General features: G+C 69.0%; 24 protein-coding genes, 1 tRNA gene and 3 pseudogenes. 21 read left to right on the top strand and 7 right to left on the bottom strand.

The window, feature by feature from the left end; all coding sequences use genetic code 11:
- Positions 1-19: 19 nt before the first annotated feature.
- On the bottom strand, positions 20-1,501 hold the full coding sequence (gene pdxR / locus GXW78_RS20620; RefSeq protein ID WP_211870781.1) for a MocR-like pyridoxine biosynthesis transcription factor PdxR: 1,482 nt from the start codon (positions 1,499-1,501) through the stop codon (positions 20-22).
- Positions 1,502-1,678: 177 nt separating this feature from the next.
- On the opposite strand from pdxR, the gene GXW78_RS20615 reads away from it, so the two are divergent.
- From GXW78_RS20615 to GXW78_RS28085, 4 genes and pseudogenes are all read left to right on the top strand, one after another.
- A complete protein-coding gene (locus tag GXW78_RS20615; RefSeq protein WP_211870780.1) occupies positions 1,679-2,590 on the top strand; it encodes a dihydrodipicolinate synthase family protein in 912 nt (303 codons plus the stop codon).
- Between the two features lie 43 nt (positions 2,591-2,633).
- Positions 2,634-3,284 carry a LysE family translocator gene (locus tag GXW78_RS20610; protein WP_211870779.1) on the top strand — a complete coding sequence of 217 codons (651 nt, stop codon included), beginning with the start codon at positions 2,634-2,636 and terminating at the stop codon, positions 3,282-3,284.
- Positions 3,281-3,748, top strand: coding sequence for a type III PLP-dependent enzyme domain-containing protein (locus GXW78_RS28090; protein ID WP_246522470.1), 468 nt, complete (start codon positions 3,281-3,283; stop codon positions 3,746-3,748). Before GXW78_RS20610 ends, GXW78_RS28090 begins: the two co-directional genes overlap by 4 nt.
- A gap of 17 nt (positions 3,749-3,765) precedes the next feature.
- Positions 3,766-4,152 (top strand): annotated as a pseudogene (locus GXW78_RS28085) (alanine racemase); the annotation flags it as partial.
- Positions 4,153-5,659: 1,507 nt separating this feature from the next.
- On the opposite strand, the gene GXW78_RS20600 reads toward GXW78_RS28085, so the two are convergent.
- The 4 genes from GXW78_RS20600 to GXW78_RS20585 form a co-directional block, all read right to left on the bottom strand.
- Entirely contained in the window at positions 5,660-6,502 is an 843-nt protein-coding gene (locus tag GXW78_RS20600) for a bifunctional DNA primase/polymerase (protein WP_211870778.1), read from the bottom strand.
- Positions 6,503-6,784: 282 nt separating this feature from the next.
- The gene (locus GXW78_RS20595) at positions 6,785-7,027 is read right to left on the bottom strand and encodes a hypothetical protein (RefSeq protein ID WP_211870777.1); all 243 of its coding nucleotides are present in this window, start codon (positions 7,025-7,027) and stop codon (positions 6,785-6,787) included.
- A gap of 1,126 nt (positions 7,028-8,153) precedes the next feature.
- Entirely contained in the window at positions 8,154-9,512 is a 1,359-nt protein-coding gene (locus GXW78_RS20590; protein ID WP_211870776.1) for a tyrosine-type recombinase/integrase, read from the bottom strand.
- A gap of 247 nt (positions 9,513-9,759) precedes the next feature.
- Positions 9,760-9,849 (bottom strand) — tRNA-Ser (locus tag GXW78_RS20585).
- Positions 9,850-10,064: 215 nt separating this feature from the next.
- Here GXW78_RS20585 and rplU point away from each other — a divergent pair.
- The 3 genes from rplU (at position 10,065) to obgE (ending at position 11,754) form a co-directional block, all read left to right on the top strand.
- Positions 10,065-10,382, top strand: coding sequence for a 50S ribosomal protein L21 (gene rplU / locus GXW78_RS20580; RefSeq protein WP_211870775.1), 318 nt, complete (start codon positions 10,065-10,067; stop codon positions 10,380-10,382).
- Between the two features lie 13 nt (positions 10,383-10,395).
- Complete coding sequence (gene rpmA, locus GXW78_RS20575; protein WP_211870774.1) at positions 10,396-10,665, top strand: 50S ribosomal protein L27; 270 nt, start codon at positions 10,396-10,398, stop codon at positions 10,663-10,665.
- Between the two features lie 69 nt (positions 10,666-10,734).
- Complete coding sequence (gene obgE, locus GXW78_RS20570; RefSeq protein ID WP_211870773.1) at positions 10,735-11,754, top strand: GTPase ObgE; 1,020 nt, start codon at positions 10,735-10,737, stop codon at positions 11,752-11,754.
- A 79-nt stretch (positions 11,755-11,833) separates the two neighbouring features.
- Here obgE and GXW78_RS20565 read toward each other — a convergent pair whose 3' ends face one another.
- Positions 11,834-12,319 carry a DUF1269 domain-containing protein gene (locus GXW78_RS20565; protein WP_211870772.1) on the bottom strand — a complete coding sequence of 162 codons (486 nt, stop codon included), beginning with the start codon at positions 12,317-12,319 and terminating at the stop codon, positions 11,834-11,836.
- Positions 12,320-12,449: 130 nt separating this feature from the next.
- Here GXW78_RS20565 and proB point away from each other — a divergent pair, with 130 nt between their 5' ends.
- Positions 12,450-13,577 carry a glutamate 5-kinase gene (gene proB, locus GXW78_RS20560; protein WP_211870771.1) on the top strand — a complete coding sequence of 376 codons (1,128 nt, stop codon included), beginning with the start codon at positions 12,450-12,452 and terminating at the stop codon, positions 13,575-13,577.
- A 5-nt stretch (positions 13,578-13,582) separates the two neighbouring features.
- Here the strand turns inward: proB and GXW78_RS20555 are convergent, their stop codons facing one another.
- Positions 13,583-14,122, bottom strand: a complete 540-nt coding sequence (locus GXW78_RS20555; RefSeq protein WP_211870770.1) for a hypothetical protein — start codon at positions 14,120-14,122, stop codon at positions 13,583-13,585.
- Between the two features lie 2 nt (positions 14,123-14,124).
- On the opposite strand from GXW78_RS20555, the gene GXW78_RS20550 reads away from it, so the two are divergent.
- The 13 genes and pseudogenes from GXW78_RS20550 to GXW78_RS20485 form a co-directional block, all read left to right on the top strand.
- Positions 14,125-15,099, top strand: coding sequence for a Bug family tripartite tricarboxylate transporter substrate binding protein (locus tag GXW78_RS20550; protein ID WP_211870769.1), 975 nt, complete (start codon positions 14,125-14,127; stop codon positions 15,097-15,099).
- Positions 15,100-15,157: 58 nt separating this feature from the next.
- Complete coding sequence (locus GXW78_RS20545; RefSeq protein WP_338147801.1) at positions 15,158-15,832, top strand: class I SAM-dependent methyltransferase; 675 nt, start codon at positions 15,158-15,160, stop codon at positions 15,830-15,832.
- Between the two features lie 33 nt (positions 15,833-15,865).
- Positions 15,866-17,158 (top strand): annotated as a pseudogene (locus GXW78_RS20540) (glutamate-5-semialdehyde dehydrogenase); the annotation flags it as partial.
- Entirely contained in the window at positions 17,155-17,904 is a 750-nt protein-coding gene (locus GXW78_RS20535) for a hypothetical protein (RefSeq protein WP_211870767.1), read from the top strand. The pseudogene GXW78_RS20540 and the gene GXW78_RS20535, both read left to right, overlap by 4 nt.
- A 62-nt stretch (positions 17,905-17,966) precedes the next feature.
- The gene (locus GXW78_RS20530; protein WP_211870766.1) at positions 17,967-18,821 is read left to right on the top strand and encodes a 2-keto-4-pentenoate hydratase; all 855 of its coding nucleotides are present in this window, start codon (positions 17,967-17,969) and stop codon (positions 18,819-18,821) included.
- Positions 18,818-20,233 carry a nicotinate-nucleotide adenylyltransferase gene (locus tag GXW78_RS28515; protein ID WP_338147800.1) on the top strand — a complete coding sequence of 472 codons (1,416 nt, stop codon included), beginning with the start codon at positions 18,818-18,820 and terminating at the stop codon, positions 20,231-20,233. The genes GXW78_RS20530 and GXW78_RS28515 overlap by 4 nt, the downstream gene beginning before the upstream one ends.
- 19 nt (positions 20,234-20,252) lie before the next feature.
- Complete coding sequence (locus tag GXW78_RS20515) at positions 20,253-20,684, top strand: 23S rRNA (pseudouridine(1915)-N(3))-methyltransferase RlmH (protein ID WP_246522468.1); 432 nt, start codon at positions 20,253-20,255, stop codon at positions 20,682-20,684.
- 118 nt (positions 20,685-20,802) lie between these two features.
- Positions 20,803-21,252: a MarR family winged helix-turn-helix transcriptional regulator gene (locus GXW78_RS20510; protein WP_211870764.1), complete on the top strand. Its 450-nt coding sequence runs from the start codon at positions 20,803-20,805 to the stop codon at positions 21,250-21,252.
- Between the two features lie 13 nt (positions 21,253-21,265).
- Positions 21,266-21,667 carry a DUF1398 domain-containing protein gene (locus GXW78_RS20505; RefSeq protein ID WP_211870763.1) on the top strand — a complete coding sequence of 134 codons (402 nt, stop codon included), beginning with the start codon at positions 21,266-21,268 and terminating at the stop codon, positions 21,665-21,667.
- Positions 21,668-21,805: 138 nt separating this feature from the next.
- Positions 21,806-23,362 (top strand): 2,3-bisphosphoglycerate-independent phosphoglycerate mutase, encoded by a 1,557-nt coding sequence (gene gpmI / locus GXW78_RS20500; RefSeq protein WP_246522466.1) that lies wholly within the window; start codon positions 21,806-21,808, stop codon positions 23,360-23,362.
- A gap of 61 nt (positions 23,363-23,423) precedes the next feature.
- Complete coding sequence (locus GXW78_RS20495) at positions 23,424-23,816, top strand: VOC family protein (RefSeq protein ID WP_211870762.1); 393 nt, start codon at positions 23,424-23,426, stop codon at positions 23,814-23,816.
- 89 nt (positions 23,817-23,905) lie between these two features.
- Positions 23,906-24,874, top strand: a complete 969-nt coding sequence (locus GXW78_RS20490) for a Bug family tripartite tricarboxylate transporter substrate binding protein (RefSeq protein ID WP_211870761.1) — start codon at positions 23,906-23,908, stop codon at positions 24,872-24,874.
- Between the two features lie 335 nt (positions 24,875-25,209).
- Positions 25,210-26,013: pseudogene (locus tag GXW78_RS20485) on the top strand (hypothetical protein); the annotation flags it as partial.

The following is a 26,013-nucleotide window of genomic DNA, read 5'->3' as shown; positions in this document are numbered from 1 at the left end:
TGATGTCGGCTGTAGCGTCTCAGCCGTGCTGACGCCCGCTTCCATGATCGGAGGCGAATTCGGCGAGAAGCTCGCCGAGCAGGCGCACGCCGCGCCTGATGGCCGGCTCGTCCAGGCTCGCGTAGCCCATCACCAGGCCGGCGCTGTCAGACGGCGCGCGGTCCTGGTCCAATGCGTAGAGCGGGGAGATGGGATACAGGCCGAGCCCGACCGCCTGCGCGCGCGAGATGAACTGGGCCTCATCGGCCCTCGGCACCGTATTCAGCCAGGCGACGACGTGCAGGCCGGCATCGGCGCCCACCACCGTCACCGCGTCGCCGACCGTCCCGGCAAGCGCCGCGAGCAAGGCGGCGCGGCGTTCGCCGTTCCTGCGGCGAACGCGGCGGACATGCCGTTCATAGGCGCCGCTCTCGATTAGTTCTGCGAGCGCTTCCTGTTCCAGGCTGGGCGATTGACGGTCGGTCAGCCGCTTCGCCCTGGCGAAGGCGACGGACAGCGACGGTGGCACGACAAGGTATCCCAGTCGTAGAGTCGGCGAGAGCGTCTTCGAGACTGTGCCGACATAGATGACGCGCCCAGTCTCATCCAACGCCTGCAGCGGCGGGATGGGAGCGATATCGAAGCGGTACTCGCTGTCGTAGTCATCCTCGATCACATGGCCGCCCGCCTGCTGCGCCCATGCAAGGAGTTCCCGGCGACGCCCAGCGGAGAGCACCCCGCCGAGCGGAAACTGGTGCGACGGCGTGGTGTAGGCCAGCCGCGCCGCGGGTAGAGCGTCCGTGCGTAGACCGTCTCGGTCCACAGCGACCGGCACGACATCGGCGCCGACGGCGTGGAAGATCTGCCGGGCGAGGGCGTAGCCCGGGTCCTCCATGAGGACGCGGTCGCCCGGATCCACCAGCAGGCGTGCGCAGAGATCCAGCCCCTGCTGCGAGCCATTCACGATGACGATCTGGTCTGGCGTGCATCGAAGTCCGCGAGCCCGCCACAGATAGCCCTGCAACGCTTCGCGTAGCCGGCCCGAACCCCTGGGATCCCCGTAACGCAGGCGCCCGTGCCGGCGCAGCAGGGCGACGCTGACCGCCTTCTTCCAGGCCAGTTTGGGGAAGTCAGCGGCAGCGAGGTCGCCGTATCGGAACTCGGCGACCTTCGCGCCACGATCGGACACAGCGGGCAAGTCGTAGGCGTCGAGCCGCTCCCCATACGCCGACAAACGGCTGCCCACCTGGGGGGGGCTGGCCGGGCCCGGTGGAGCCGCGATGCGACCGAGCCCCGGCGCGACCTGGGTGCGCGCGCCTTGCCGCGCTTCCAGATAGCCTTCTGCGATCAGTTGCTCGTAGGCGGCGGTCACCGTTGTTCGTGAGACACCCCATTCCGCCGCGAGGGCGCGGGTGGAGGGAACCCGAGCGCCAGGGCTGAGATGGCCAGAGGCAATCTGCGCCTTGATGGCCTCGCAGATGCGAAGGGTGATGCGGGCGGGCGCGGACGCGTCCGGTGCCATGGTTAACTGGCCCTATATTTTCGTCGGAAACCGGTCGTTCCTTTTGATCCAGTTTTTGCGCAGGGTCTAGGCGTTTCGAGGAGTGGAACCGAGGGACGTCGTACCCGATCTTTCGCGCGGGTAGGGTTGGCCTCGGCGACGCAGACTCGATCCGGCAAATCCCCTGGAGCTTTGTCGATGTCCGACGCCCTATCGATGTTTCGCGGCCTGTCTGCCTTCCCCATCACGCCGGCTGACCCGCATGGCTGTGTCGATACGCACGGCGTCGGACACCTCGTTCGCCGGCTCGCCGAAGCGGAGGTCGATTCGATCTGCGTGCTCGGCAGCACCGGCACCTACGCCTATCTGAACCGCGCCGAGCGGCGCCGCACCGTTGAAGCGGCGGCTGGCTGCCTTGGCGGGCGCGTGCCTCTCCTGGTCGGAGTAGGCGCTCTGCGGACCGACGACGCGCAGGATCTGGCGCGAGATGCGGAGGCGGCGGGCGCGGATGGCCTTCTGCTCGCGCCAGTGTCCTACACCCCGCTGACTGAGGAGGAGGTGTTCCAGCATTTCGTCGCGGTCGCCGGGGCGACGAAGCTGCCGTTGTGCATCTACAACAATCCCTCGACGACGCATTTCACCTTCAGCGATGCGCTCGTCCAGCGCCTCTCGGCGGTACCTGGTATCGCTGCCGTCAAGAACCCGGCGCCGCAACCCTCGGAAGCACGGGCTCGGCACCAGGCTCTGCGCGACAAGGTCCCCGACGACTTCGCCATCGGCTACAGCGGCGACTGGCACTCGGCGGAGGCCGTCCTGGCGGGCGGCGACGCCTGGTACAGTGTCGTCGGCGGGCTGCTGCCGGTGCCGGCCCTTCGGATGCTGCGCGCTGCCCAGGCGGGAGATGCTGCCGAAGTGGCACGCTGGAACACAAGGTTCCAAGGCTTGTGGGAGGTGTTCAAGGAGCTCGGCAGCCTGCGGGTGATGTATGCCGCCGCTGACATCCTTGGCATCTGTGGCGCGACGCCGCCCCGCCCGATCCTGCCGCTGGCGACCGACACCCACGCGCGCATTGCCGCCGCGTTGCGGATGCTCGACACCGTCGCGGCGTGACGTCTTCCATCATCGATCAGCCCTGCGACAGAGGCTTCGCACAATGCCGGACTTGACGCAGTTTACTCTCTTCTTCGCCGCAGCCCTCGTCCTCGCTGTCACGCCGGGTCCGGGGATCTTCTATGTCGCCGCCCGCACCCTCGCCGGCGGCCGAGGGGAAGGTATGGCGTCGAGCTTCGGCACCGGCCTTGGCGGAATGGCGCATGTCCTGGCGGGGAGCCTTGGTGTCTCCGCGATCGTGCTTACAAGTGCGGAGCTGTTCGTCGCGCTGAAGCTGATCGGGGCTGCCTATCTCGTTTGGCTCGGCGTCCGCACCTTCCAGGCCGCCCGACGCGATGCCGCGAGCGTTCTGAGCGGCGGGCCGGCAGCGCCACCTGTCGGCGTGCGGCGCGCATTCCGCGAAGGCGTCATGGTCGAGGCGCTGAACCCAAAGACGGCGGCCTTCTTCCTGGCATTCATCCCGCAATTCGTAGACACGTCCCAGGGCAGCGTAGCAGTGCAGTTCGTCGTGCTGGGCTTCGTCTCGGTGCTGCTCAACACGCTGGCCGACATTGTTGTCGCCTTCCTGGCAAGCGGGATCCGCGACGGCGCCAAGGCCAGCCCGGTGCTGATCCGGCGCCTCCGGCAAGGATCTGGCGCTGGCATGGTGGCGCTTGGCGTGGGCCTCGCTCTGGCACGGCGGCCGGCCGGTTGAAGGATAGTCACGACGAAGCACACCATCGGGCGGTCCGGGAGATACGTTTGAACGACCGAGAGCCGTGGCTGAACCCTGTGACAGGCGCCGAGGTTGCTTTGTCGGGCGCTGGCATCGATCGGATTGGTCCTGACCCGCGGCGCGCGTTCCGTGCCAATCTCGCGGCAGTGGAGGGGCGGATCGCGACCGCATGTGCCCGCGCGGGCCGCGATCGCGCGGACGTCCGCCTGCTGCCGATCACGAAGACTGTCCCCGCCCACATCCTGCGGCTGGCCTATGACGCGGGCATCCGCGCCTTCGGTGAGAACAAGATCCAGGAGGCGACGTCCAAGCGGGAGAGCCTCATGGACCTTCCGATCGACTGGATCATCGTCGGCGATCTGCAGACCAACAAGGTGAAGTACCTGACCCGCTTCGCCGGCACCTTCCACGCGCTCGATAGCTTGCGCTTGGCGAGGTCTTAAATGCGCGCCTCGAACGCGAAGCGCTCGACGGGGATGTCTATGTTCAGGTGAACACGTCGAACGAGGCAACCAAGTACGGCCTGGATCCGGCCTCACTGATGCCGTTCCTTGAGGAGCTTCGACGGTTCCCCAGGCTGAAGCCGCGGGGCCTCATGACTCTGGCGGTCTTTTGCAGCGACATGGCGAAGGTCCGCCCGTGCTTTGCGCTGTTGCGGCGCTTGCGGGATCAAGCAAACGCGGTCGAGCCGGGGGTGATCGAACTCTCGATGGGGATGTCGGGCGATTTCGAGGAGGCGATTGCCGAGGGTTCCAACGTCGTTCGCGTGGGCCAGGCGGTATTTGGAAAGCGACCGACGCCGGATGGTCACTATTGGCCTGGGCTTAGGGGGGCGGAGCAGGCTTGAGCGCCTCTTCGCCCGTATCTTCGGCCCTCTTTGCGCTCTCTCATCGTTTTGCTGACTGCTGCGCGGCGAGGCGCTTACGAGGCTTGGCCATGCCCGACTTGGCCGGGAAATGCCGCCTTGCGCCGACGGCCGGACAATGGCCGATCCCCCGAGAATTTCGTCCCTGGGTTCCCATCGCTGCGGGCAAAAGGATTCGAACCCCCGGCCTCGACCTTGGAGGGGGGGGACCTCCGACGTCCGCAACCTTCCCCAAACCGCACGCCCGAAGGCGATAATTCGTGCCCGCAAAACTTACGAAACAGGGGCCCGCCCGAAGTCGGCCGCGGGATGAGGACCCGCCAGCGCGCCAATGACCGCCGAGATACTACTGTCGCTAGAGCCGAAGGAGCTGGCGGTACATTTGCTGCTAGACGCGCCCAACTGGGCGGCGCCTCGACACCCCTATTGAGCACTCCTTTGGCACCACGATTGGTTCCGACAGCTTCGGTGCCTCCGCCCCCGAAGCGGCGCGCGCGAAACGCCCAGATAGCCATGGTATTCCCAGGCACCACAGCGCCTTCGTGACCTCGGTGGCGCGATGCTGATCTGTTGCATTGGAAGGTCCCCCGGAGCCCGACCGCGCCATCATCAAGCACGACGGGCGTGCGAGCCCGCCGCCTCCGCTCGCGGCACAACCTCCTAGCGAAGGATTCAACGCCCCGACTCGGGCAGTGCAATCTGCGCAGAGATGCTGGGGCCGTTCATGGCGCCGCCCTCCATGCGAGGGGCGACTCGGAACCGGGTTCGATTGTGCGCGTCGCGCAATTGCCGGTCGGTATCGGAGCACCGAAAAGGCTTTGACCGGGCCGCGCAACCGGCGCGCGTGAGTGTGTCTCTCCTTCCTGAAAGGGACGAAGGTGCTCCCTAATGCTGGGCGGTTCCTCTTTGTGGTTCCCGTCCCTGTGAGGGAGGGACTGAAGTCCTTCTGAGGGAGGGACAGGCCATTGATCGCTGCCGGAAGGATCGACCGCCGTTGTGCGGCGCGCGCGATGTCTGCGCTTCGCCATCCTGGCCTGTTCCGCCGCAGCCGCCCCCGCAAGGCGCCGGTCCTGCTCAGCTTTGCCCTCGACCGCGAACCGGGCCGCAACCTCCCAATGGACCGTGTATAGCGTAGAAGTTCCGCGCCAACCCTTCGAGTCCCACGAAACCAGACCCCATTTGTGAGCAGCGTCTCGCGCATCGCGGACGAAATTCTTGCTGGCGCCGCTGGCGAGCACCAAACGCGGGATGCTGGGGAAGCAGGTCCAGGCAGCGATGGCCGGCCTGCCCTTCTCGGGCGGGCGGTCCACCGACGACGTGAAACAGCACAATGTCGAGAAGAAGAACCTCGCGCGCCAGGGCACGTCTACCCACCGCGACGGCGTATCGCGGATGACATGCACCGCTGGGTCGCGACGCGCCTTCTGCTCCTGCTCGTGGAACAGTCGGGCATCATCCTTGGACCAATCGAACCGCGCAACGGCCGCCTTCACGACACGCCGCCGCGCCAGAAAGCAGACCGGATTGTGCGTTGTGCCTCGCCGACCTCGACCCCGATCGACCGCGCCGCATCTAGCAGCAGGCGCTCGGCATCGGCGCGCCCGATCTGCCCCGCCTTAACGAACTCTGCAAACCGGCAGGCCGCCCAATAAACGGTGTTGTTGCGCGCGCCCCCGGGCGCCTTTGACACCACCGAAAGCACCCCCGCGATTCGGGCGCTCAGAATATTATCAGCATCGGCGCCGGGCGATGGGCTCCTGTTGAGAGGCGGCCGGAGCGGCAGCGGTTCCCTCGGACGCGCCTGCGACAGCAACCAAGACGGCCATGGCAGGAGCCGGCCGTGCTGGTGGAGCGGGCACCCATGCAGCCACCACGCTACAGCGAAGCCCGCATCTGCACGCACGTCGATGCCAGTGAAGATCCTCGACTGCGAACATCGAAGGCCAAGCGCGTGCCGCAACCAGATGTGCAGCCCACCCGAGGGCGTCACATAGGCGCGGTAACATGCAAAGTGCTCATAATAGCGATGCCACCACCACCGCGCCGCCCGGTGCTTGCCGAGGTCCACATCGAGCACGTCGACGCCCGATGCCGCTCCCGTCGCGTAGCCTACGAGCGTACCGGGGAAGCGGCGCCAGAGGCCGCGGATCGCCGCCGCATTAGTGCTCGCATCGAGGTGACCGCGGCTACCCGCTCCCGGGCGCTTGCCCGCGAATAGGGGAAAGACGGCGAAGTTCCAACGCGCCAGCGCGAGGGCTAGATCCAGCGCGCGCTCCGGCGTGCCGTGATGAACCTCGGCACTGTTGGTGGTCGTGACGAGCTTGTCCTGCATGAAGCGGCTCCGTACGGGCCGCTGGCGCTCCGGAGGCGAGATGCAGTACGATGAGGCGTTCCCCCAGGAATCGCATCAGTCCTCCCCTGCTCTCTCGCTTTGCCGGCTTCCGCCAGCGACGAAGGATTAGGGTGAGGCAGCGCGTGAGCGTCGCTCGTCGCAGCTTAGGTTATCGAGCGGACCGGTGCTCATGGAGAATCCCTTTCGTGCAATCGCCCTTATCGCCGGACGCAGCAGGTTCTCCGTGCACGAGCGTGCACTCTGCCGCGGGCTCGCGATAACTCATCCTTCGGCGCCCTCACGGCCGGCGCGCCCGGTGGCGCAACGCCGCTGCACAGTCGTGATGCCGAGCGTCGCCTCCACGCGACCCTCCATCACCGCGATGATTGGTCGTCTCCGATCGTTGTCATCGACCAGCACGGTGCCGGCCTCCGGATCGCGCGCGACGACTACGGCCAGCGCGTGCCGCGCGACGGCGTTCTCGACCTGCCTTCGCAGATCGGAGACGCTCTCCGCGGCGCTCACGACGCCCTCTCCCACGGCTCGCCGAAGATGCTGGGTCGCGGCTTCCGCGGACGACCGCGCGGCAGCTTTACGGGCGGCTCTCCCGCGGGCGGAAACTTCCGCGGACGCCCGCGAGGGCGCTTCATAGGTGGGCCGCCATCGTCGCCCGGTTGCCCCGCGCCAGGCTGCGAGGTGGTGCCTTCCGGGCACGGCGCAACCGCCAGCGACGCGAGAAACGCCAGCCCGGACTCGACATCGATCAGCCGGCGTCGGCCAACTAGGATGGAGCCGATCTTCCCACTCGTGATGTGTTCGTACGCGACAGTCCGACCGGTGCCGCTGAACGCGACCCAATCATCTATGCACATGTACGCCGGGCGAAGGGCAGCGCCAGCGGTTCTGCGGCCGTCCTTCTGCTTCGTCTTCACTCGACACCTCCTCGTTCAGGAGGTCCCCATTTTTACCATACTGACTGCGCCGTCCACTGCGCCGATACGCTCTTGCGGCGCACCGTTCGGCGCATGGAAAACCTAAGAAACCCGGCGTTTCAGGGGTCCGCGCCACAAGTATCACGGCGCGGCGCATTCCGGCGCACCTCAGCGGCGCGCCCTCGCTCAAGGACCGAAACCCCTGCCCGTTCGGAGGTGAGCCAGCATCTTCCGCATCAAACGCCTTGGCATGCTGCCGTTCAACACGCGCCAACAGGCGCGGTCGGACGGAATCTTGTGGCTGGGGTGAAGGGAGGCCAGATAAGCGCGGAGAGGTTCCCCCGGACCAGCATTCTTTCTCGAGTGCTCAGTAGGCCCTCGCGGCACGTCCGCTGGTTCCGATGGCCCCGCCGTGATCACATCGTCCAGGATGCGAAGCGCGGTAACTTCGCGGCCTCCGCCCTTGGCCCGGTCTTCCGAGATCAACGCCATTTTCTCCCACCAGCGAGGCGGTACCGGCTCCGCCTCTAATGCGTCTTCATGCAGCAGGCCGGAGCACCGGACCTCGCCCGCGCGCAGCGCCGACATCAGGCTCTGAAGGATCATGTGTTTCGTGCCGAGGACCGAAAAATCGGGGTCACCGCGGATGGCGCGCTCGTAACAGTCGCAATCGGACTGTTTCGCGCGCTTCCACGCCGCGTGCCATAGAGACCGGTTCATCATGCCGATCCCGCCGGGAGGCTGACTACAGTGCAGTCAGCGTCGGGAAGCAGGAACGCCGACCAGTCCGCCATAAGGACGGCACGCTTCTGCAGCAGCGTGCGTCGGGCGTACGCGGCTTCAGTCTTGTCACGTAACCGATGCGCCAAAGCATGCTCAATGACCTCCCGCGGATGATGAGTTGCCTCGGCCGCCCAATCGCGGAACGAGCTGCGAAACCCGTGAGCCGTGATGGTCTGCCCCGACTCGTCAGTCCAAGTGACCTTGGTGCCGGGCTTCTCCATTTTCCGCAGTAAGACGGTGAGCGCCATGTCACTTAGCGCACCGCGGGATCGGGGGGCGGGGAACAGCAGAGCGTCGCCGGCAGGCGCGTCAGCGAATTCCGCGCGCAGTCCGTGGAGAATGGTCGTCGCCCCGGCAGCAAGGGGAACACGGTGCTCCCTGCCGCCCTTCATCCGCTTGCCTGGAATGGTCCAGATTTTGGCAGCCATGTCGATCTCGCCCCAGGTCGCGCCGCGCACCTCCCCGCTCCGGGCGGCAGTCAGAATAGCGAATTGTAGGGCCTGGGCGGCCATTCCGGACTTCTTGGCCAGTGCAGCCATGAACGAGGGCGCCTGCTCCCAAGGCAGGGCTGGATGGTGCTCGACCGCTCTGACGTTCGAGCGCTTTGGCATCAGCAGCGCAAGATTGCCCTTCCATGCGGCGGCATTCTCACCGCTGCGCATACCTTGAACCTTAGCGGCATCCAGAACCGCCTCGATGCGACCGCGCACCCTGGCCGCCGTTTCGGGCTTTTTCGTCCAAATTGGGTTGAGGATGGTTACGACGTCTTGCACCGTCACTTCGGCGGGATGCGTTGCCCCGATCAAGGGGTAAGCGTAGGCCGACAGGGTCGCCGCCCACTGCGCCCCATGCTTGGCACTTTTCCAACCTGGCTCGTGGCGCTTAATGTACGCCTCGGCAACCGATTGGAACGTTATCGCGGAATCGGCGCCCCTGGCCTGCCCCGAACACGCTTCCGCGGCGAGATCGGCCCTTGCCGCGCGGCGTTCGACGATAGGGTTGCGACCGCCGCGGACTGAGGCCTTAGCGTCATCGACCGCCCGGCGCGCCTGAGCCAGCGTCACGCCATCCTTGCCCTTTGCATCGTAGCGCCCCAGGCCCATGTCGCACCGACGCCCATGCCAGCGGAAACGGAACAGCCACGACGCGCCGCCGGCAGCCGTCTTTTGCAGGTATAGTGAGTCGCCGGCGCCGTAGAGGCCGGGAGCGGCGCCCTTCGCCAATGCCGCAATCGAGATGGCGGTGACCGCCCCCTTGCGCGCCTCGTTGGGCGCGAGCTTCGTGCCTTCAGCCATGCCCCGGGGTCTCCAAAGCCCCCTGGCGGACGGTGAGGATGAGTGGGGCTTCCAGCGCCCGCTCGGTCCGCTTTCGGCGGCAGCATTGCCCCAGCGGCAACCCATCCACCGTCAACCCATCCGCCAACCCATCCATACCGACCCGGTCGCGGCCGTTCAACCACGTTCGACGGCGGACGAAGACTGGCAGATGTCCGGGGCTTTTTGCGCCCAGCGAGGACAAAGAATGGCGGATTTCCAGGGGTTCTGGCGGAGAGGGTGGGATTCGAACCCACGGTACAGTTGCCCGTACTTCGGTTTTCGAGACCGACCCGTTCGACCACTCCGGCACCTCTCCGCACGCGCCGGCCATTGCCGGCGAAAGGTTCCCTGGTCGAGGGGTCCCGCCGTATAATCATCTCCCTCGCGCGACGCAACGCCCCCTGGCCGTTGACGTCCGCCCAACGTCGGCGCTATACGCCCCGCTCCCACGGAGGCGCCTCGGCGCCGCCGACGGTCGTTTTTGGGCGGAGGCCCGGAAACCCACAGTTTAGAAAGAGTCCGGGGCGACCCATGACCTATGCAGTGATCCGCACCGGCGGCAAGCAGTACCGCGTCACCCCCGACGCCGTGCTTTCCGTCGAGAAGCTGGAGGCCGAGCCCGGCTCCACCGTGACCTTCCATGACGTGCTGCTGCTGGGCGGTGAGGCCGGTCTGACCGTCGGCGCGCCGACCGTGCCGGGCGCGACCGTCACCGCGACCGTTGTCGAGCAGTCCCGCGGCGACAAGGTCATCATCTTCAAGAAGCGCCGCCGCCAAAACAGCCGGCGCAAGAACGGCCATCGCCAGCACCAGACGGTGCTGAAGATCGCCGCCATCTCCGCGGCGTAAGGAGCACAAACCCATGGCTCACAAGAAGGCAGGCGGCTCGTCCCGCAACGGTCGCGATTCCGCAGGCAAGCGCCTCGGGGTGAAGCTGTTCGGCGGCCAGGCCGTGAATGCCGGTTCCGTCATCGTAACCCAGCGCGGTACGAAGATGATCCCGGGCGAGAATGTCTATGCCGGCCGTCAGCACTCGCTGCACGCCGCCGTCACGGGCCGCGTGCAGTTCGTCCGCCGCGCCGAAGGCCGCGTGCACGTCACGGTCGTGCCGGAAGCCCAGGCCGCCGAGTAACGACGCGCCGCGCGCCGTCGTCTCAACGGGGGCCACAGGCCCCCGTTCGCATTTCAGGCACCTCGATCCATGAAATTCCTCGATGAAGCCAAGGTCTGGGTGAAGGCCGGTGACGGCGGCGATGGCGTCGTCGCATTTCGGCGTGAGAAGTTCATCGAGTTCGGCGGTCCCGACGGCGGCAACGGCGGAAAAGGCGGCGACGTCGTCGCTGAGGCGGTCGACGGCCTCAACACCCTGATCGACTACCGCTACACGCAGCATTTCAAGTCGCGCAAAGGCGGCAACGGCGCCGGTTCCGACCGCACCGGGGCCGGCTCGGATGACGTGATCCTGAAGGTGCCGGTCGGCACCCAGATCCTCGCCGAGGACAAGGAAACGCTGCTCGCCGACCTCGATGAGCCGGGCAAGCGCATCGTGATCGCGCGCGGCGGCGATGGCGGCTTCGGCAATGCGAACTACAAGACCAGCACCAACCGCGCTCCGCGTCGCGCCGATAAGGGCTGGCCGGGCGAGGAGCGCTGGATCTGGCTGCGCCTGAAGCTGATCGCCGATGCGGGCCTGGTCGGCCTGCCCAACGCCGGCAAGTCCACCTTTCTCGCCGCCGTCTCGGCCGCGAAGCCGAAGATCGCCGACTATCCCTTCACCACGCTGCACCCGCAGCTTGGCGTGGTGCGGCTGAATGCGACCGAGGAATTTGTCATCGCCGACATCCCCGGCCTGATCGAAGGGGCGCATGAAGGTGCGGGACTCGGCGATCGCTTCCTGGGCCATGTCGAGCGCTGCGCGGTGCTGCTGCACCTGATCGACGGCACCCAGGCCGACCCCGCCGGCGCCTATCGCACCATCCGCGCCGAACTCGCCGGCTACGGTCACGGCCTGGCGGAGAAGCCGGAGATCGTCGCGCTGAACAAGGCGGATGCGATGACGCCGCAGGCTCGCGCCTCGCGGGTGAAGGCGCTGGAACGCGCCAGTGGCGGCAGGGTCCTGGTAATCAGCGGCGCAACCGGAGACAGCGTGCCGGAAGCCTTGCGTGCGCTGGCCGACACGATCCACGCACGGCGGCTCGCGGAAGCCGAGGCGCTGCCGTAGCCTGCTCGGTGGACCGAGAGGGGCGCCGCCCCTCTCCGACTCTCCCCTCCAAAGGCCGAAGGGCCTTTGGATTCTGCCCTCACCCGGCCCGCAGCGCTTCGCGCAGCTTCGTCTCCTGCTCGCTCGTGAGGTTCGTGCGCAGCACGGTCCCCCCGAAATGCGCCATCTCCGGCACCACCTTGTCGGCCGTCACCTTCCGCACCAGCACGCACAGCGCCGCCTGGCCCGGCGTCAGCGCCTCGCCGGCTTCCTTGAGGAACTTGTCGTCGATGCCGACATCGGTCAGGTAGCCGCTCAACGCGCCGCCGGCCGCACCGGCCGCCGCGCCAAGCAGCGGATTCAGGAACAGCATCCCGATCAGCGTGCCCCACAGCGCGCCCCCCGCCGCGCCGGCCGCGGTGGTGTTGATCAGCTGATGCAGCTTCACCGACCCATCGGCCTGGCGTTCCGCGACGACGGCGTCGCCGAGCTCGACCAGGTACTCCTTCTGAAGCTGCATCAGCTTCGCGCGTGCCGCCTCGGCCGTCGCAAGGTCGGGGTAGGCGATGATGATCAGGTCGGCCATGCCGTGGTGCTCCCAATGTGCCTGCTGGCGAAGGGACCATAGACCCAGCGGCCGCCCTGACAAGCAACAGGACCATGTCGTCCGTCCCGGCCTTCAGGCGCGCCGTCCCGCATGCTACAGGCCGCGCGCCATGTCAGACTCGGCCGCTCCCTCCCTCGCCAGCGCTAAGCGCATCGTCGTCAAGATCGGCTCCGCCCTGGTGGTGGACAGCGAGACGGCGGCGCCGCGCAGCGCCTGGCTCGCCTCGGTCGCCGCCGACGTCGCCGCACTGCGCGCACGCGGGGCGGAGGTCGTGCTCGTCTCCTCCGGCGCCATCTCCCTGGCACGCCGCGCCCTCGGGCTGACGCGCCGCGCACTGCGGCTCGAGGAGAAGCAGGCCGCCGCCGCCGTCGGCCAGATCCGCCTCGCCGGCGCCTGGCAGGAAGCGCTGTCCGCGCATCGCATGAATGCCGCTCAGCTCCTGCTAACGCTCGAGGATTCGGAAGACCGCCGGCGCTATTTGAACGCGCGCGCGACGATCAGCACCCTGCTTCAGCTTGGCTGCGTGCCGGTGATCAACGAGAACGACACGGTCGCGACCGCCGAGATCCGGTTCGGCGACAATGACCGCCTCGCCGCCCGCGTCGCGGAGATGATCAGCGCCGATGCGCTGGTGCTGCTGTCGGACATCGATGGCCTCTACACCGCCGACCCGCGCAAGGACGCTGCGGCCGCGCATATCCCGGCTGTCGAACGGATCACCGACGAGATCATGGCGATGGGCGGGGACCCGCCCCCCGGCTACTCCTCCGGGGGCATGCGCACCAAGCTCATCGCCGCGCGCATCGCGACAGGCGCGGGTTGCGCGATGGCAATCGCACTTGGCCAGCGCGACAACCCGCTGGCAGCACTGGTCGATGGCGCGCGTTGCACCTGGTTCCTGCCGGCACCGGAAGGCCGAACCGCGCGTAAGCGCTGGATCGCCGGCAGCCTGGCCCCGCTTGGCGCACTCGTCGTGGATGCGGGTGCCGCACGCGCGCTGCAGCGCGGCTCCTCGCTGCTGCCGGCCGGCGTGCGCAGCGTGGAAGGCGATTTCTCGCGCGGTGACCCGATCAGCGTGCGCGATGAGGGCGGGCGCGAAGTGGCGCGCGGCCTCTCGGCCTATGATGCCGAGGCCGCGCGCCTGATCGCCGGCCATCGCAGCGAGGAACTCGAATCACTGCTCGGCTGGCGCGGCCGGGACGAGATCATCCACCGGGACGATCTCGTCCTGGCCTGAGGGCCTCAGCCCCGCGGTACGTAACGCACCGACTGGTTCTCGCCGCTCCCGTCAATCACCGCGACCCAGGCGCTCGGCGCCGAGAAGGTGGGCGCCGGCAGTTCAACCGAGATGTTCTCGCCGCTGCCGGTGATGCGCGCAGGCGCGGCGGTCACGCCCTGCGGACGCGTGCCGGCATAGGCGACGGATTCATTCTCGCCGCTGCCACCGACATAGGCGTTGCCGCCACGCAGCGTGCCATTGGTGTATGAATTCGCCGCATCCTGCGACGGCGCCGCGATCGCGCCCTGCACGACGCCCAGGCCCAGCACGGCGGCAGCAGCGATGCGGATGATGTTGCGGTTCATGATGTGCTCCTTGAGCAAATGTCGTGATGCGTCCGAGATCCGTCCGGTCATCACTTCACCGACTGAAGTGGGCAGTCGGCCGCCCTCTTCCCAACCCGCCTCGGTTATCACCGCCATGCATCCGGCGAATGGTGACTTGTCGGAAAGCGTCACCATGCGAAAATGCGTCAGAAGAACTTGATCGGCCGGGACGGACATCCATGATCGAACGCATCTCTCGTCGCACGCTTCTCGTTGCTGCAACGGCACCGCTTGCGGTCCCGGCGCTCGCACAGGGGAGCTTTCCGGACCGCCCCGTCCGCTTCGTCGTCGGCTATACGCCCGGCGGCGCGACGGATATCGCCGCGCGCGCCTTCGCACCGAAGATGGGGGATGTGCTTGGCCAGCCCGTCGTCGTCGAGAACCGTGCGGGTGCCGGCGGCAACATCGCGCTGGAGACCGTCGCGCGCTCGGCGGCGGATGGCCATACGGTGGTCTTGGGCACGATCGGCACGCTGATCATCAACCCGATGGTCATGCGGATGCCGGTTGATCCGCAGCGCGATCTCGTGCCCGTGTCGATTGCCGTGGATGCCTTCAACATCCTCGTCGTGCCGGCCGAGCGGCCATGGCGCAGCGTCGGCGATCTCGTCGCGGCGGCGAAGCGCGCGCCGGGCTCGCTGTCCTGGGGGCACAGCGGCATCGGCGGATCGCCGCAGCTCGCCGGCCTGCTGCTCGACCGGCTCGCCGGCATCGAGACGGTGCCGGTCTCCTATCGCGGCGGCGCGCTGGTCGCGACCGATCTCATCTCCGGTCGCATCGACTACTCCTTCGCCACCGCGCCATCGGTTCTTGCGCATGTCGAGAGCGGCAAGCTGCGGGCGCTCGCGGTGCCGACCTCGCGCCGGTCGCGGCTGCTGCCGGACATTCCGACCGTGCAGGAAGGCGGCGTCCCGGATTTCGATGTTGCCTCCTGGTACGCGGTGCTCGCGCCGCGCGGCACGCCCGATGGTGCCGTGACGCGGCTGTCGCAGGCGATGAACACGGCGCTGCGTGATGAGGAGGTGGTCGCGACGCTGAACCGGAACGGGCTGGAGCCCATGCCCACCACGCCGCAGGAATTCGCCACCGCCTGGACGCGCGAGCGCGAGCGCTGGGCGCCGATCATCCGCGACAGCGGCATCCGCATCGAGTGATGGGGTGCCAACGCAGCGCATGAATCTCGTCGCGGTGCTGGCCGCGTAGGAGGCATCGGTGTCGTTCTTTTCCGATCCTGACACCGTCGCCCGCTACGCGGAGAATCCTCCGAAGCTCGTGCCGGGCTTCGCTGACCTTCAGCGGATGACGCTGCAGCTCATCAACGAACGGGTCGGGGAGGACGCTAACCTCCTCGTGCTCGGCGCGGGCGGCGGGCTGGAGATGAAGGTCTTCGCGGAGGCCCGTCCCGGCTGGCGGCTCCTCGGGGTGGATCCGTTGGCCGAGATGCTGGCCCTGGCGACGCGCACGCTCGGTCCGCTCGCGTCGCGGGCCGATCTCCGCGAAGGAACGATCGACGCCGCGCCGCCTGGCCCCTTCGATGCCGCGACGTGCCTGCTGACACTGCACTTCATCCCGGCGGAGGACCGCGCACGCACCCTGGGAGAACTGTGGAAGCGCCTGAAACCCGGCGCGCCGCTGGTCGTCGCTCATCACAGCTTCCCGCAGGAACCGGGCGAGAAGGATATCTGGCTGTCGCGCTACGCAGCCTTCGCCACGGCCTCAGGCATTCCGCGTGACAAAGCGGAAGCGGCAGCCGAGGCGATCGGCACCCGGCTGCCGGTGCTCCCGCCTGAGCAGGATGAGGCGCTGCTCCGGGCGGCCGGCTTTGTCGGCGTCAGCCTGTTCTATGCCGCGCTGACCTTTCGGGGCTGGGTCGCGTATCGCGCGTGAGAGCACCCTTCCCCCGGAACCCCGTCCCGCGATAAGCCTCCGCCTTCGGAGGACCACACCGTGAACGCCATCACCCAGGACGCTGCCCGCCTTCTCGACACCGCCGCCCGCGCCGCGCGCGAGGCCGCTGCCGTCGTCGCGCGTGCCCCGGCGCCGGTGAAGGATCTCGCCCTGCGTGAAGCCGCCGCCGCCCTCCGCCGGAACGCGGCCGCGATCCTTGCCGCCAATGCGGCGGATCTCGACAACGCGCCCGATCTCACCGCCGCCTTCCGCGACCGGCTGACGCTGACCCCTTCGCGCATCGAGGCGATAGCCGCCGGCATCGAGGACGTCGTCGCCCTCCCCGACCCCGTCGGCCGCATTCTCGCGGAGTGGACGCGGCCGAACGGCCTTGTCATCCGCCGCGTTGCGCAGCCTCTCGGGGTCATCGGCATGATCTTCGAGAGCCGGCCCAACGTGACGGCGGATGCCGCGGTGCTCTGCCTGAAATCTGGCAATGCCGTGATTCTGCGTGGCGGGTCGGAAAGCACGCGCTCGGCCGCGGCGATCCACGCCTGCCTCATCGAGGGCCTCCGCGCCGCCGGCCTGCCGGAGGCCGCGATCCAGATCGCCCCGACCGCCGACCGTGCGTTCGTCGGCGCGATGCTGCGCGCATCGGGCCTGATCGACCTGATCGTGCCGCGCGGCGGCAAGGGCTTGGTCACGCGGGTGATGGAGGAGGCGCGCGTGCCGGTCCTCGCCCATGCGGAGGGGCTCTGCCACACCTACGTCCACGCGGCTGCGGATCCCGACATGGCACGCAGCCTGCTGGTGAATGCGAAGATGCGCCGCACGGGTGTCTGCGGGTCGACCGAGACGCTGCTGATCGATGCCGCCGTCGCATCAGTGCTGCTGCCACTGCTGGTCGACGATCTTCGTGCGCTTGGCTGCGAGTTCCGCGCCGACGACCGCGCGCGGGCGATCGTCGGCGACCTACCCGCCGCGACGGAACAGGACTTCGCCACCGAGTGGCTCGACGCCATCCTGTCGGTGAAGGTCGTCGACGGCGTTGCGGAGGCCCTCGCCCACATCCGCCGCTACGGCTCCGAACACACGGAGGCGATCGTCACGCAGGACGACGCCGCGGCGCGCGAGTTCCTCGACGGGCTCGATTCCGCTGTCGGCATGTGGAACGCGTCGACACAGTTCTGCGACGGCTTCGAATTCGGCTTCGGCGCTGAGATCGGCATCGCCACGGGCCGGATGCATGCGCGCGGGCCGGTCGGGCTCGAACAGCTCTGCACCTACCGCTATCACGTCATCGGCACGGGGCAGACGCGGCCATGACCCGGGGCGCGGCGACGCTGCTGCTGGCCTTGGCCGCGGCGGCGCCCGCCCGCGCCGCCTGCCCTGACGTCGCGACCGTCGCCCGCTTCGCTGCGGCACTGATCGAGCGCGGCACGCCCGCCCCGTTCGGGGTGACCGATGAGGCCGAGGCGCTCTGCGCACAGGACCGGTTGGTTGCCCTGCTGGCGCAACCCTGGGGCGACGTCTCCGGCTATGCGATCGCGGCCGGGGCGACGCCGCCATTGCGCGGCCTGCTGTACTTCGCGACGCTCCGTGAGCGGTCCGGTGCCACAATCGAGGCGCGCTACGCCGCGCGGCCGGCCATCGCCCCGGGCCTGCTGCTCCATATCGGCGCCGGCGGGCAGGTGGAGGCGGTGAGCCCGTATCTCGCCCTGCTCGATCTTGCGGCGACCCCGGGTGACGGGCCGGTCGCCCGCGTTGCTGGCAATCTCGGCCTGCGGCTCGGCGTGGTGGGCCCCGCCACGCGCCTGGCCGCCCCGGCCCAGGTCCCTTCGGCGACCCTCCAGGCCGATGGCAGCGTGCTGGCCGGGGTGCTCGGCCTTGCCTCGCCGCCGGCCGAGCTGCTGCAGGCGCTGGCGCGCAGCCTCGCCGCCGAGGGTCGCCCGTTGCGCGCGGACGAGACCGTGGCGCTGCTCGGCCCGGCCGCCCCGGTGGCGCCGCGACCGGGCGAGACCTGGCGCCTCTCGGTCGAGGGCCTCGGCGCCGTCGTGGTGAACTTCCGCTGAGGCGGCCTTCCCCGGTGGGCCACGCCGCCGCTAGCATCGCCGCCCCTCGGAGGAACGACACGATGCGCCGCCTGTTGCTGCTCACCGGCCTGCTCGCCCTGCCCGTCGCCGCCCAGGCCGATTGCCCCGATGCGGCGGCGGTCGGCCGCGTTGCCGAGGCGCTGCTCGACAACCGGCCGAGCCCGGCCTTCACCGGCATGACCTCGCTGGCCGACGGCTTCTGCGCGCAGAACCTCATGGTGTCGGTGCTGCGCGAATCCTGGGGGCGCCCGGTCGGCTACAAGGTGGGGCTTACCAGCGCGCCCGTGCAGCAGCGCTTCGGCGTGAGCCATCCGGTGCGCGGCGTGCTGATGGAAAGCAGCGTCAGCCTCCGTGACGGCGCGACCGTCCCGGCCCGCTTCGGCGCCGTACCCGTGATCGAAAGCGATTTCCTGGTGCGCGTGCGCGATGCCGGCATCAACCAGGCAGGGCGCGACCGGCTGGAGATTCTGCGCCATCTCGACGCGGTGATCCCGTACATCGAGCTGCCGGACCTGGTGCTGTCCGGCGGCTTCGACGGGCCGAACCTGCTCGCGATCAATGTCGGCGCGCGGCTCGGCGTGGTGGGGGAGCCGATTCCCGTGGAAGCGACGCAGGATTTCGTCGACCGGCTGGGTTCGATGACCGTGACGATGGTGGATGACCGCGGGCAGGAACGCGCCCGCGCCCAGGGCAGCGCGGCGCTCGGCCATCCGCTCGATGTGGTGGCCTTTCTCATCGAGGATCTGGCGCGTGCCGGGCGGCAGCTCGAACCGGGACAGGTCATCTCGGTCGCCGGCTACTCGCCGACCCTGCCGCTGGAACCGGGGCGCACCTACACCGTGCGCTATGACGGGCTGGTGGCGCAGCCGGTCAGCGTGAGTGTCCGAACGCGGTGACACCGGGCCGATTCGGTGATGAGCGCCGGCGACGGATCGGGCTGCTCGGCGGATCGTTCAACCCGGCGCATGCGGGGCACCGGCATGTCGCGGAGGTCGCGCGCCGCGCGCTGAAGCTCGACGAGGTCTGGCTGCTTGTCTCGCCGGGCAATCCGCTGAAGCCGGTGGCGGGCATGGCGCCGCTGGCGGAACGGCTGGCCTCCGCGCGGCGGATCGCCGATGGACGTCGGATCATCGCGACAGACCTGGAACGCACGCTCGGCACGCGATTCACGGCGGATACGCTGGCGGCGCTGCGCCGCCGTTTTCGCTGCTCTCGTTTCGTCTTCGTGATCGGCGCCGACAATCTGGTGCAGCTGCCGCGCTGGAAGCGGTGGCGCGACATCGCGCAACATGTGGGGCTCGCGGTGCTGCCGCGGCCGGCCTGGACGCGACGGGCCGTGACCAGCCGCGCGGCGCAGGTCCTGCGCCGCCATCGGCGGTCGCCGGGGGCGTTGCTGGCGGAATCCTTTGCGCCGCACGCCGCTTGGTGCTTGGTTCCGGCGCGAGAGCACGCCGCATCCGCCACCGCGATCCGACAAGCACGATCGGAAGCGGGGCACGGGCGAGAGGAGGGGGCCATAGCCCGCACGCCGAAGACCACCGAGACGAAGCCCGCCGGCAAGGCGAAGGCAGAAGTCGAGCCGAAGAAGAAGGCCAGCGCGAAGGTGAAGGCCGAGGCCGAACCCAAGGTGAAGGCCAAAGCCAAGGCGGAGGCCCCATCGAAGAAGGCCGCCAAGACCGAGGTCAAGACGACGCCGAAGGCGGAGCCGAAGGCCAAGGCCGCGACGACGAAAGCCAAGGCCGAGCCGAAGGCCAAGGCACCACCGAAGGCGAAGGCCGATGCCAAGCCCAAGGCGAAGGCAACGACGTCGAAGGCAAAGACCGAGGCCGAGTCGAAGACCAGGGCAGCATCGAAGACGACGGCCAAGACCAAGGCTTCGAAGGCCGCCGACGATGGCGCGGCCCCCGCTGCTCCGCGCCCGAAGCGCAGTGGCAAGCGGGAGAAGCTTTCCCCCGATCGCCTGACGCTGATCGTCGAGGCGGCGATGAAGTCGCTCGAGGACGACAAGGCCGAGAACATCGTGCTGCTCGATGTCACCGGACGTGCCGATTACGCCGATCGCCTGATCGTCGCGACCGGCCAGGTCGAGCGCCAGCTCCAGGCCATGGCCCAGCATCTCGACGAAGCATTCGCCAAGGTCGGCCTGCATCTGCGCCGCGATTCCGTCCAGGCATCGCCGGACTGGGTGCTGATCGACGCCGGGGATCTGGTGATCCACTTGTTCCGACCGGATGCGCGCGAACTTTACCGGATCGAGCGCATGTGGGGCCCCGAGAGCCCGGGGGCTTCCAACGCCACGCCCGGTTAGGATCCTCGCGGTCGGGCGCATGAAGGCAGGGCCGGAGGCGGCGCTCTACGCGCATTACGCCGCCCGGCTGCGCCCGCCGCCCGAGGTAACGGAAATCCCCGAGGCCCGCGGCTCCGCGGCTGAGGTGCGGAGGCGCGAGGGGGCGGCACTGCTCGCCGCCCTCCCCGCGGATGCCATGGCGGTGGCGCTCGACCTCGGCGGCGAACAGCCCGACAGCGAGGCCTTCGCCGCCCTGCTGGCGCGTGGGGAGGAGGCAGGGCGCACCGCCTGCTTCCTGATCGGCGGGGCGGAGGGGCTCGATCCCGCCGTCACCGCCCGCGCGCAGCACCGCATCGCGCTGGGACCGATGACCTGGCCGCATTTCCTCGTGCGCGGGATGCTGGCGGAGCAGCTCTATCGCGCGCAGGCGATCCGGCAGAACCACCCGTATCATCGCGCGTGGCGACCGTAGGCCCCTCGCGGCGATGTCCCGGCTCCGCCCCTTCGTCAGGTCGCTCACGGCAATCGCATTCTAGTTGACTAGGAAACTTCTTCACGTTAGTTTCCCAGTCAACAATGAGCCCTGAACGATGACTGTTCCCGACCTCACCGACCATCTCGGCTACTGGCTGCGCCAGGTGTCGAACCACGTTTCGCACGCCTTCGCCCGCCGCCTCGCAGCCGAGGACGTCACCGTCGCCGAATGGGCGATGATGCGCGTGTTGTTCGGCCAGGCGCCCATGGCGCCAAGCCGCCTCGCCGACCGCATGGGCCTGACCCGCGGTGCGGTGACCAAGCTCGCCGACCGGCTGATCGCCAAGGGGCTGATCGCCCGCGCAGCGAACCCCGAGGACGCCCGCGCCCAGACCCTCGCCTTGACCCACCAGGCTGCCGCCTTCGTGCCCCGCCTCGCCGCGCTGGCCGATGCCAACGACGCCGCCTGCTTCGCCCGTCTCCCGGATGCCGATCGCGAAGCCCTCGCCCGCATCCTGAAGGACCTGGTGCGCCATGCCGGCGTCACCGGCATCGCCATTGACTGACGAAGGAACGACCATGGACGACCAGCTAAAGGCCATCGCCGCCGCCTGCCTCGACGGCGCCGAGAACAACACGACAAGCTTCCCCGAGATCCTCGCCACGCTGATACAGGCGGGCTTCGAAGGCTACGCGGTCGACTACCGCCGTGCGACGACGATCTACTACCGGCCCGACGGCGACAGCGTCGAACTGCCCACGAACCGCCACGCCGACACGATCGGCCAGGCCTTCGACATCCCCGCGCTGCAGGCGGCGATCCGCGAGGCGCAACAACAGGTGCCCGGCTACACCTATGCCGGCTTCTGCGCCAAGGCGATGGCGGCGGGCTGCGTCGGCTACGTCGTCTCCTTCCCTGGCCGCCGAGCCGTCTATTCCGGCAGGACGGCCGAGACGCATGTGGAGCTTTTTCCCAACTAACGCCCCGCGGATCCCAATCTGGAATCAGTCGCAGACCCTTCGCGGGCGATCAACGATCCGAGCGGACAGGGCATCGGCTTGCTCCTTTGGCGTGGCAGGGGCTAATCCCACCAAGGACTTAAGGTTAAGGACCACGCCATGCCCGCCTCACCGCCGCGCCCCGTCATGCTCGTCATCCTCGACGGCTGGGGCTGGCGTGAGGACCGGGCGGACAACGCGGTGCGCCAGGCGCGCACACCGGCCTTCGACCGCCTGTGGTCGGAATGCCCGCACGCCTTCCTCCGCACCTCCGGCGCGGATGTCGGCCTGCCGGACGGGCAGATGGGCAATTCCGAGGTCGGGCACCTCAACATCGGCGCCGGCCGCGTGGTCATGCAGGACCTGCCGCGCATCGGCGCCGCTATCGCCGATGGCTCGATCGCCACACTGCCGGCCCTGACGGGCCTGGTCGGCAAGCTGAAGGAAACCGGCGGCACCTGCCACCTGATGGGCCTGCTCTCGCCGGGCGGCGTGCATGCGCATCAGGACCACGCCGTGGCACTCGCCCGCATCCTGTCGAAGGCCGGCATCAAGGTCGCCGTCCATGCGCTGACCGATGGCCGGGACACCGCGCCGAATGCCGCGCCGGATTTCATGGCGAGGTTCGAGGCCGACATCGCGCGCCTGCCCGGCGTCTCCATCGCCACCGTCACCGGCCGCTACTTCGCGATGGATCGCGACAATCGGTGGGAGCGCGTCTCCCAGGCCTATGACGCGATGGTCGTGGCCGAGGGCGCCCGCGCCGCCACCGCACAGGGTGCGATCGCGGCAGGCCACACCGCCGGCAAGACCGACGAGTTCATCCCCGCGACCGTCATCGGCGACTACGCCGGCATGAAGGATGGCGACGGGCTGCTCTGCTTCAACTTCCGCGCCGACCGCGTGCGGCAGATCCTCGCCGCCCTGCTCGACCCGGCCTTCCAAGGCTTCGAGCGCAAGCGCGTCGTCCACTTCGCAGCCGCCGCGGGCATGACGGAATACAGCGACGCGCTGAACTCCTTCCTCGCCACGCTCTTCGCCTCGCAATCCATGCAGGACATCCTTGGTGCCGTGGTGTCCGCCGCCGGCAAGACGCAACTCCGCATGGCGGAGACGGAGAAGTACCCGCATGTCACCTACTTCCTGAATGGCGGCGAGGAGACGCCCTTCCCCGGCGAGGAACGCATCCTCGTCGCCTCGCCGAAGGTCGCGACCTACGACCTGCAACCGGAGATGTCGGCGCCTGAGCTGACCGACAAGGCGGTGGCCGCGATCGGGTCGGGGCGCTTCGACCTCATCGTGCTGAACTTCGCCAATGCCGACATGGTAGGCCACACCGGCAGCCTCGCCGCGGCGACGAAGGCGGTGGAGGCGGCGGATACCGGCCTCGGCCGCATCGCGGACGCCATCCGCAGCGCCGGCGGCGCGCTGTTCGTCACCGCCGACCACGGCAATGCGGAGCTGATGAAGGACCCGAAGACCGGCGGGCCGCACACCGCGCACACCACCAACCCGGTTCCCGCCATCGTGCTCGGCGCGCCGGATGGCGTGGCGTTGGACGATGGGCGCCTCGCCGATATCGCGCCGACGCTGCTGGCGCTGATGGGCATGGCGCAGCCGGCCGCGATGACCGGGCGATCCCTGCTGCGCCGGCGCCAGCAGGCCGCCGCCGAGTGATGGCCGCCGCCACCACACCCACGCCGCGACAGCGCGGCCTGCAAGCCGGGTCGGCGCAGCCATGAGGCCCAGCCAGATCGGGCAGCTCGACCACACCATCATCCTGTGCCGCCGGATGCCGGAGACCCGCACCTTCTACGGCGACGTCCTGGGGCTCGCGATCGCGGAGGAACGCGCGAACTGGGTGAGCTTCCAGGTCGGCGCCACGCTTCTGACGCTTCGCCCGCGTGGTGTCTGGTCCGTCTGCGACGACGGGCCGCTGCCGGCCGGGTCGGCCGCGCTTCAACTGGCGTTCCGGGTGCCCCGTGAGGCCGTCGATGGCTGGCATGCCGACCTTCTGGCCAAGGGCGTTCCCATCCTGCGGGGACCGACGGACCTGCCCCAATGGCGCCACCGCACGCTGTTCTTCCGCGATCCCGAGGAGAACATCATCGAGCTCTACGCCGAATACTGACGCCGCTCGACAGTTCCACCCGCGCAGCGACTCGGTCTAGAACGCTCGGCAACGGCCCGAATGGGCTGTCCCTTGGGAGGCATGACGCCATGATCACCCGTCGCTCCACGATCGGCCTCGCGGCCGCTATGGGCGTTGCGCGCGGCGCCGCGGCACAGGAGGCCTGGCCGAGCCGGCCGGTCACCCTCGTCGTTCCCTGGGCCGCCGGCGGTTCCACCGACGCCGTCGCGCGCATCCTGGCGCAGCGGCTGTCGCAGGACACCGGCAAGTCCTTCGTGGTGGACAACCGGTCCGGCGCCAATGGGACGATCGGGTTCGGTTCCGTCGCGCGGGCCAGGCCGGACGGCTACACGCTGCTGGTCAGCACCGTCAGCACCTATGCGATGGCGCCCTGGCTGTACCAGCTTCCCTACGACAATGAGCGCGACCTGGTCGGGCTCGGGCTGCTCGCGGCCATGCCCATCATCATGGTGGTGAACAAGGATTTCCCGGCGCGCACGCTCGCCGAGTTCGTCGAGATGGCGCGGCGGCCGGACCACCGCATCACCTATGCCAATTCGGGCATCGGCTCCTCGACGCATCTCGCCACCGAGTTGTTCCTGCAGGAAGCGCGGCTGACGATCCCCGATGTCGGGTATCGCGGTGGCGGGCCGGCCGTGCAGGGCGTGATCGCCAACGAGACGCCGATGGTGTTCCAGGCCGCGTCGGGCATCCTGCCGCAGATCCAGGCCGGCACGTTGCGGGCGCTGGGCATTGCCTCGGCCCAGCGGAGCCCGCTGGCGCCGGAGATCCCGACTTTTGCGGAGCAGGGGTTCCCCGGGGTGGTCGTCGAGGAACAGATCGCTTTGCAGGCGCCGGCCGGGCTGCCGCCGGAAATCGCGCGGCGCGCAAACGATCTTGCCCGCGCCGCGATGATGGCTGCGGATACGCGCCTGCGGCTTGCCGCGCTCGCGGTGTTGCCGATGGTCACCTCGCCGGATGACTGGCCGAGGTACTTCGCGGCGGAGAACGCGAAGTGGCGGGACATGATCAGGGCGCGAGACATCCGCGTGCAGTGAGCTTCGTTTCGGAGAGGGCCTTTGCTCCTCTCCGGCGTTCCGCCCGGGCTCCCCGCATACCGTTTCAGGATGCCCGCCCCCGTTCGGCACTGTCGGCTTTGCCAGCCTAAAGCACTTTAAGCTTTTAGGCCTTTATCCCTTTACCGCGGTCCGCCGAATCATGGCGACGGCGCACCTCCAATCTTGGCGTTGGGAACATAGCACGAACAACTACCAACGTCGCGCACATCCTGCCTGCGAGTGCGGATCGAGGTTTCCAAAGGCCCTTCGGCCTTTGGCGGGGTGGCTTGGAGGGGCGGCGCCCCTCCAACCTTCGGGGGCCTAACCATCCACGGTTGCCGCCGCCCGCCTCGCTCGCCTACCACCGTCGTTGCCCGTCTGAGGAGCCTGCCCTGCCCGTCCTCGCCCGCCTGACCCTGCTGCTTGTGCTGCTGGCGACGACTGCGCTCGCCCAGCCGTCGCGCCAGGCTGTCCAGGATGCCCGGCGCACGGCCGAGGCCGAGCGGGCCGTTGCCGCTGAGGCGGCGCGACTCGCGCGGGAGGCTGGGGAGGTCGAGCGTGGCCTGGCGCGGCAGCGCGTCGCGATGGCCGAGCGGGTGCAGCAGGCCGAGGCGGTGCTGGACGAGGCGCAGGAGCGCGAGCGCGAGGCTGCGGTCGCGGCGGTGGCGGCGCGGGCGGAGGTGGAGCGTCGCGCGGCGGCGCTGGTGCCGATGATGCCCGCGATGCGGCGGCTGTCGTTGTGGCCGGCGGAGACGCTGCTGGCGGTGCCGCTGCCGCCGGACGAGGCGCTGCGGGGCGTGCTGGTGTTGCAGGGCATCGCGCGGCAGATCCGGCATGAGTTGGATGCGCTGCGGGCAGCGGATCAGGAGGCATCGCGCCGGGCGCGGATCGCGGCGGCCGAATCGTTGCTGGTTGCGGCGGCGCAGGCAGCCGCGGTGTCCGCGGCGCGGGCGCTGGATGCGGAGCTCGCGGCGGCGCGCATGCGAGAGGCGGAGGCGCGCCGTGCGGAGCACGAGGCCGGACGGCGTGCGCAGGAGGCATTGGCGCGGGCGGCGGACGTTGCGGAGATGCTGGCGCGCATCGAGCGGGAGCAGGCGCGCGAGGCGGCGGCCGGGCGGGCGCGGGAACGGGCGGAGGCG

Origin of the sequence: Neoroseomonas terrae, assembly GCF_018129025.1 — a bacterium.
Taxonomy (GTDB): Bacteria; Pseudomonadota; Alphaproteobacteria; order Acetobacterales; family Acetobacteraceae; genus Neoroseomonas; species Neoroseomonas terrae.
Note: the sequence above shows the minus strand (reverse complement) of the source record. Positions and strands in the feature narration are given on the sequence as shown.

Coding starts and splice junctions, on each gene's coding strand:
- pdxR (WP_211870781.1), bottom strand. CDS start 1,501: ATGGCACCGGACGCGTCCGCGCCCGCCCGCATCACCCTTCGCATCTGC.
- GXW78_RS20615 (WP_211870780.1), top strand. CDS start 1,679: ATGTCCGACGCCCTATCGATGTTTCGCGGCCTGTCTGCCTTCCCCATC.
- GXW78_RS20610 (WP_211870779.1), top strand. CDS start 2,634: ATGCCGGACTTGACGCAGTTTACTCTCTTCTTCGCCGCAGCCCTCGTC.
- GXW78_RS20600 (WP_211870778.1), bottom strand. CDS start 6,502: ATGCAGGACAAGCTCGTCACGACCACCAACAGTGCCGAGGTTCATCAC.
- GXW78_RS20590 (WP_211870776.1), bottom strand. CDS start 9,512: ATGGCTGAAGGCACGAAGCTCGCGCCCAACGAGGCGCGCAAGGGGGCG.
- rplU (WP_211870775.1), top strand. CDS start 10,065: ATGACCTATGCAGTGATCCGCACCGGCGGCAAGCAGTACCGCGTCACC.
- rpmA (WP_211870774.1), top strand. CDS start 10,396: ATGGCTCACAAGAAGGCAGGCGGCTCGTCCCGCAACGGTCGCGATTCC.
- obgE (WP_211870773.1), top strand. CDS start 10,735: ATGAAATTCCTCGATGAAGCCAAGGTCTGGGTGAAGGCCGGTGACGGC.
- GXW78_RS20565 (WP_211870772.1), bottom strand. CDS start 12,319: ATGGCCGACCTGATCATCATCGCCTACCCCGACCTTGCGACGGCCGAG.
- proB (WP_211870771.1), top strand. CDS start 12,450: ATGTCAGACTCGGCCGCTCCCTCCCTCGCCAGCGCTAAGCGCATCGTC.
- GXW78_RS20555 (WP_211870770.1), bottom strand. CDS start 14,122: ATGTCCGTCCCGGCCGATCAAGTTCTTCTGACGCATTTTCGCATGGTG.
- GXW78_RS20550 (WP_211870769.1), top strand. CDS start 14,125: ATGATCGAACGCATCTCTCGTCGCACGCTTCTCGTTGCTGCAACGGCA.
- GXW78_RS20535 (WP_211870767.1), top strand. CDS start 17,155: ATGACCCGGGGCGCGGCGACGCTGCTGCTGGCCTTGGCCGCGGCGGCG.
- GXW78_RS20530 (WP_211870766.1), top strand. CDS start 17,967: ATGCGCCGCCTGTTGCTGCTCACCGGCCTGCTCGCCCTGCCCGTCGCC.
- GXW78_RS20515 (WP_246522468.1), top strand. CDS start 20,253: ATGAAGGCAGGGCCGGAGGCGGCGCTCTACGCGCATTACGCCGCCCGG.
- GXW78_RS20510 (WP_211870764.1), top strand. CDS start 20,803: ATGACTGTTCCCGACCTCACCGACCATCTCGGCTACTGGCTGCGCCAG.
- GXW78_RS20505 (WP_211870763.1), top strand. CDS start 21,266: ATGGACGACCAGCTAAAGGCCATCGCCGCCGCCTGCCTCGACGGCGCC.
- gpmI (WP_246522466.1), top strand. CDS start 21,806: ATGCCCGCCTCACCGCCGCGCCCCGTCATGCTCGTCATCCTCGACGGC.
- GXW78_RS20495 (WP_211870762.1), top strand. CDS start 23,424: ATGAGGCCCAGCCAGATCGGGCAGCTCGACCACACCATCATCCTGTGC.
- GXW78_RS20490 (WP_211870761.1), top strand. CDS start 23,906: ATGATCACCCGTCGCTCCACGATCGGCCTCGCGGCCGCTATGGGCGTT.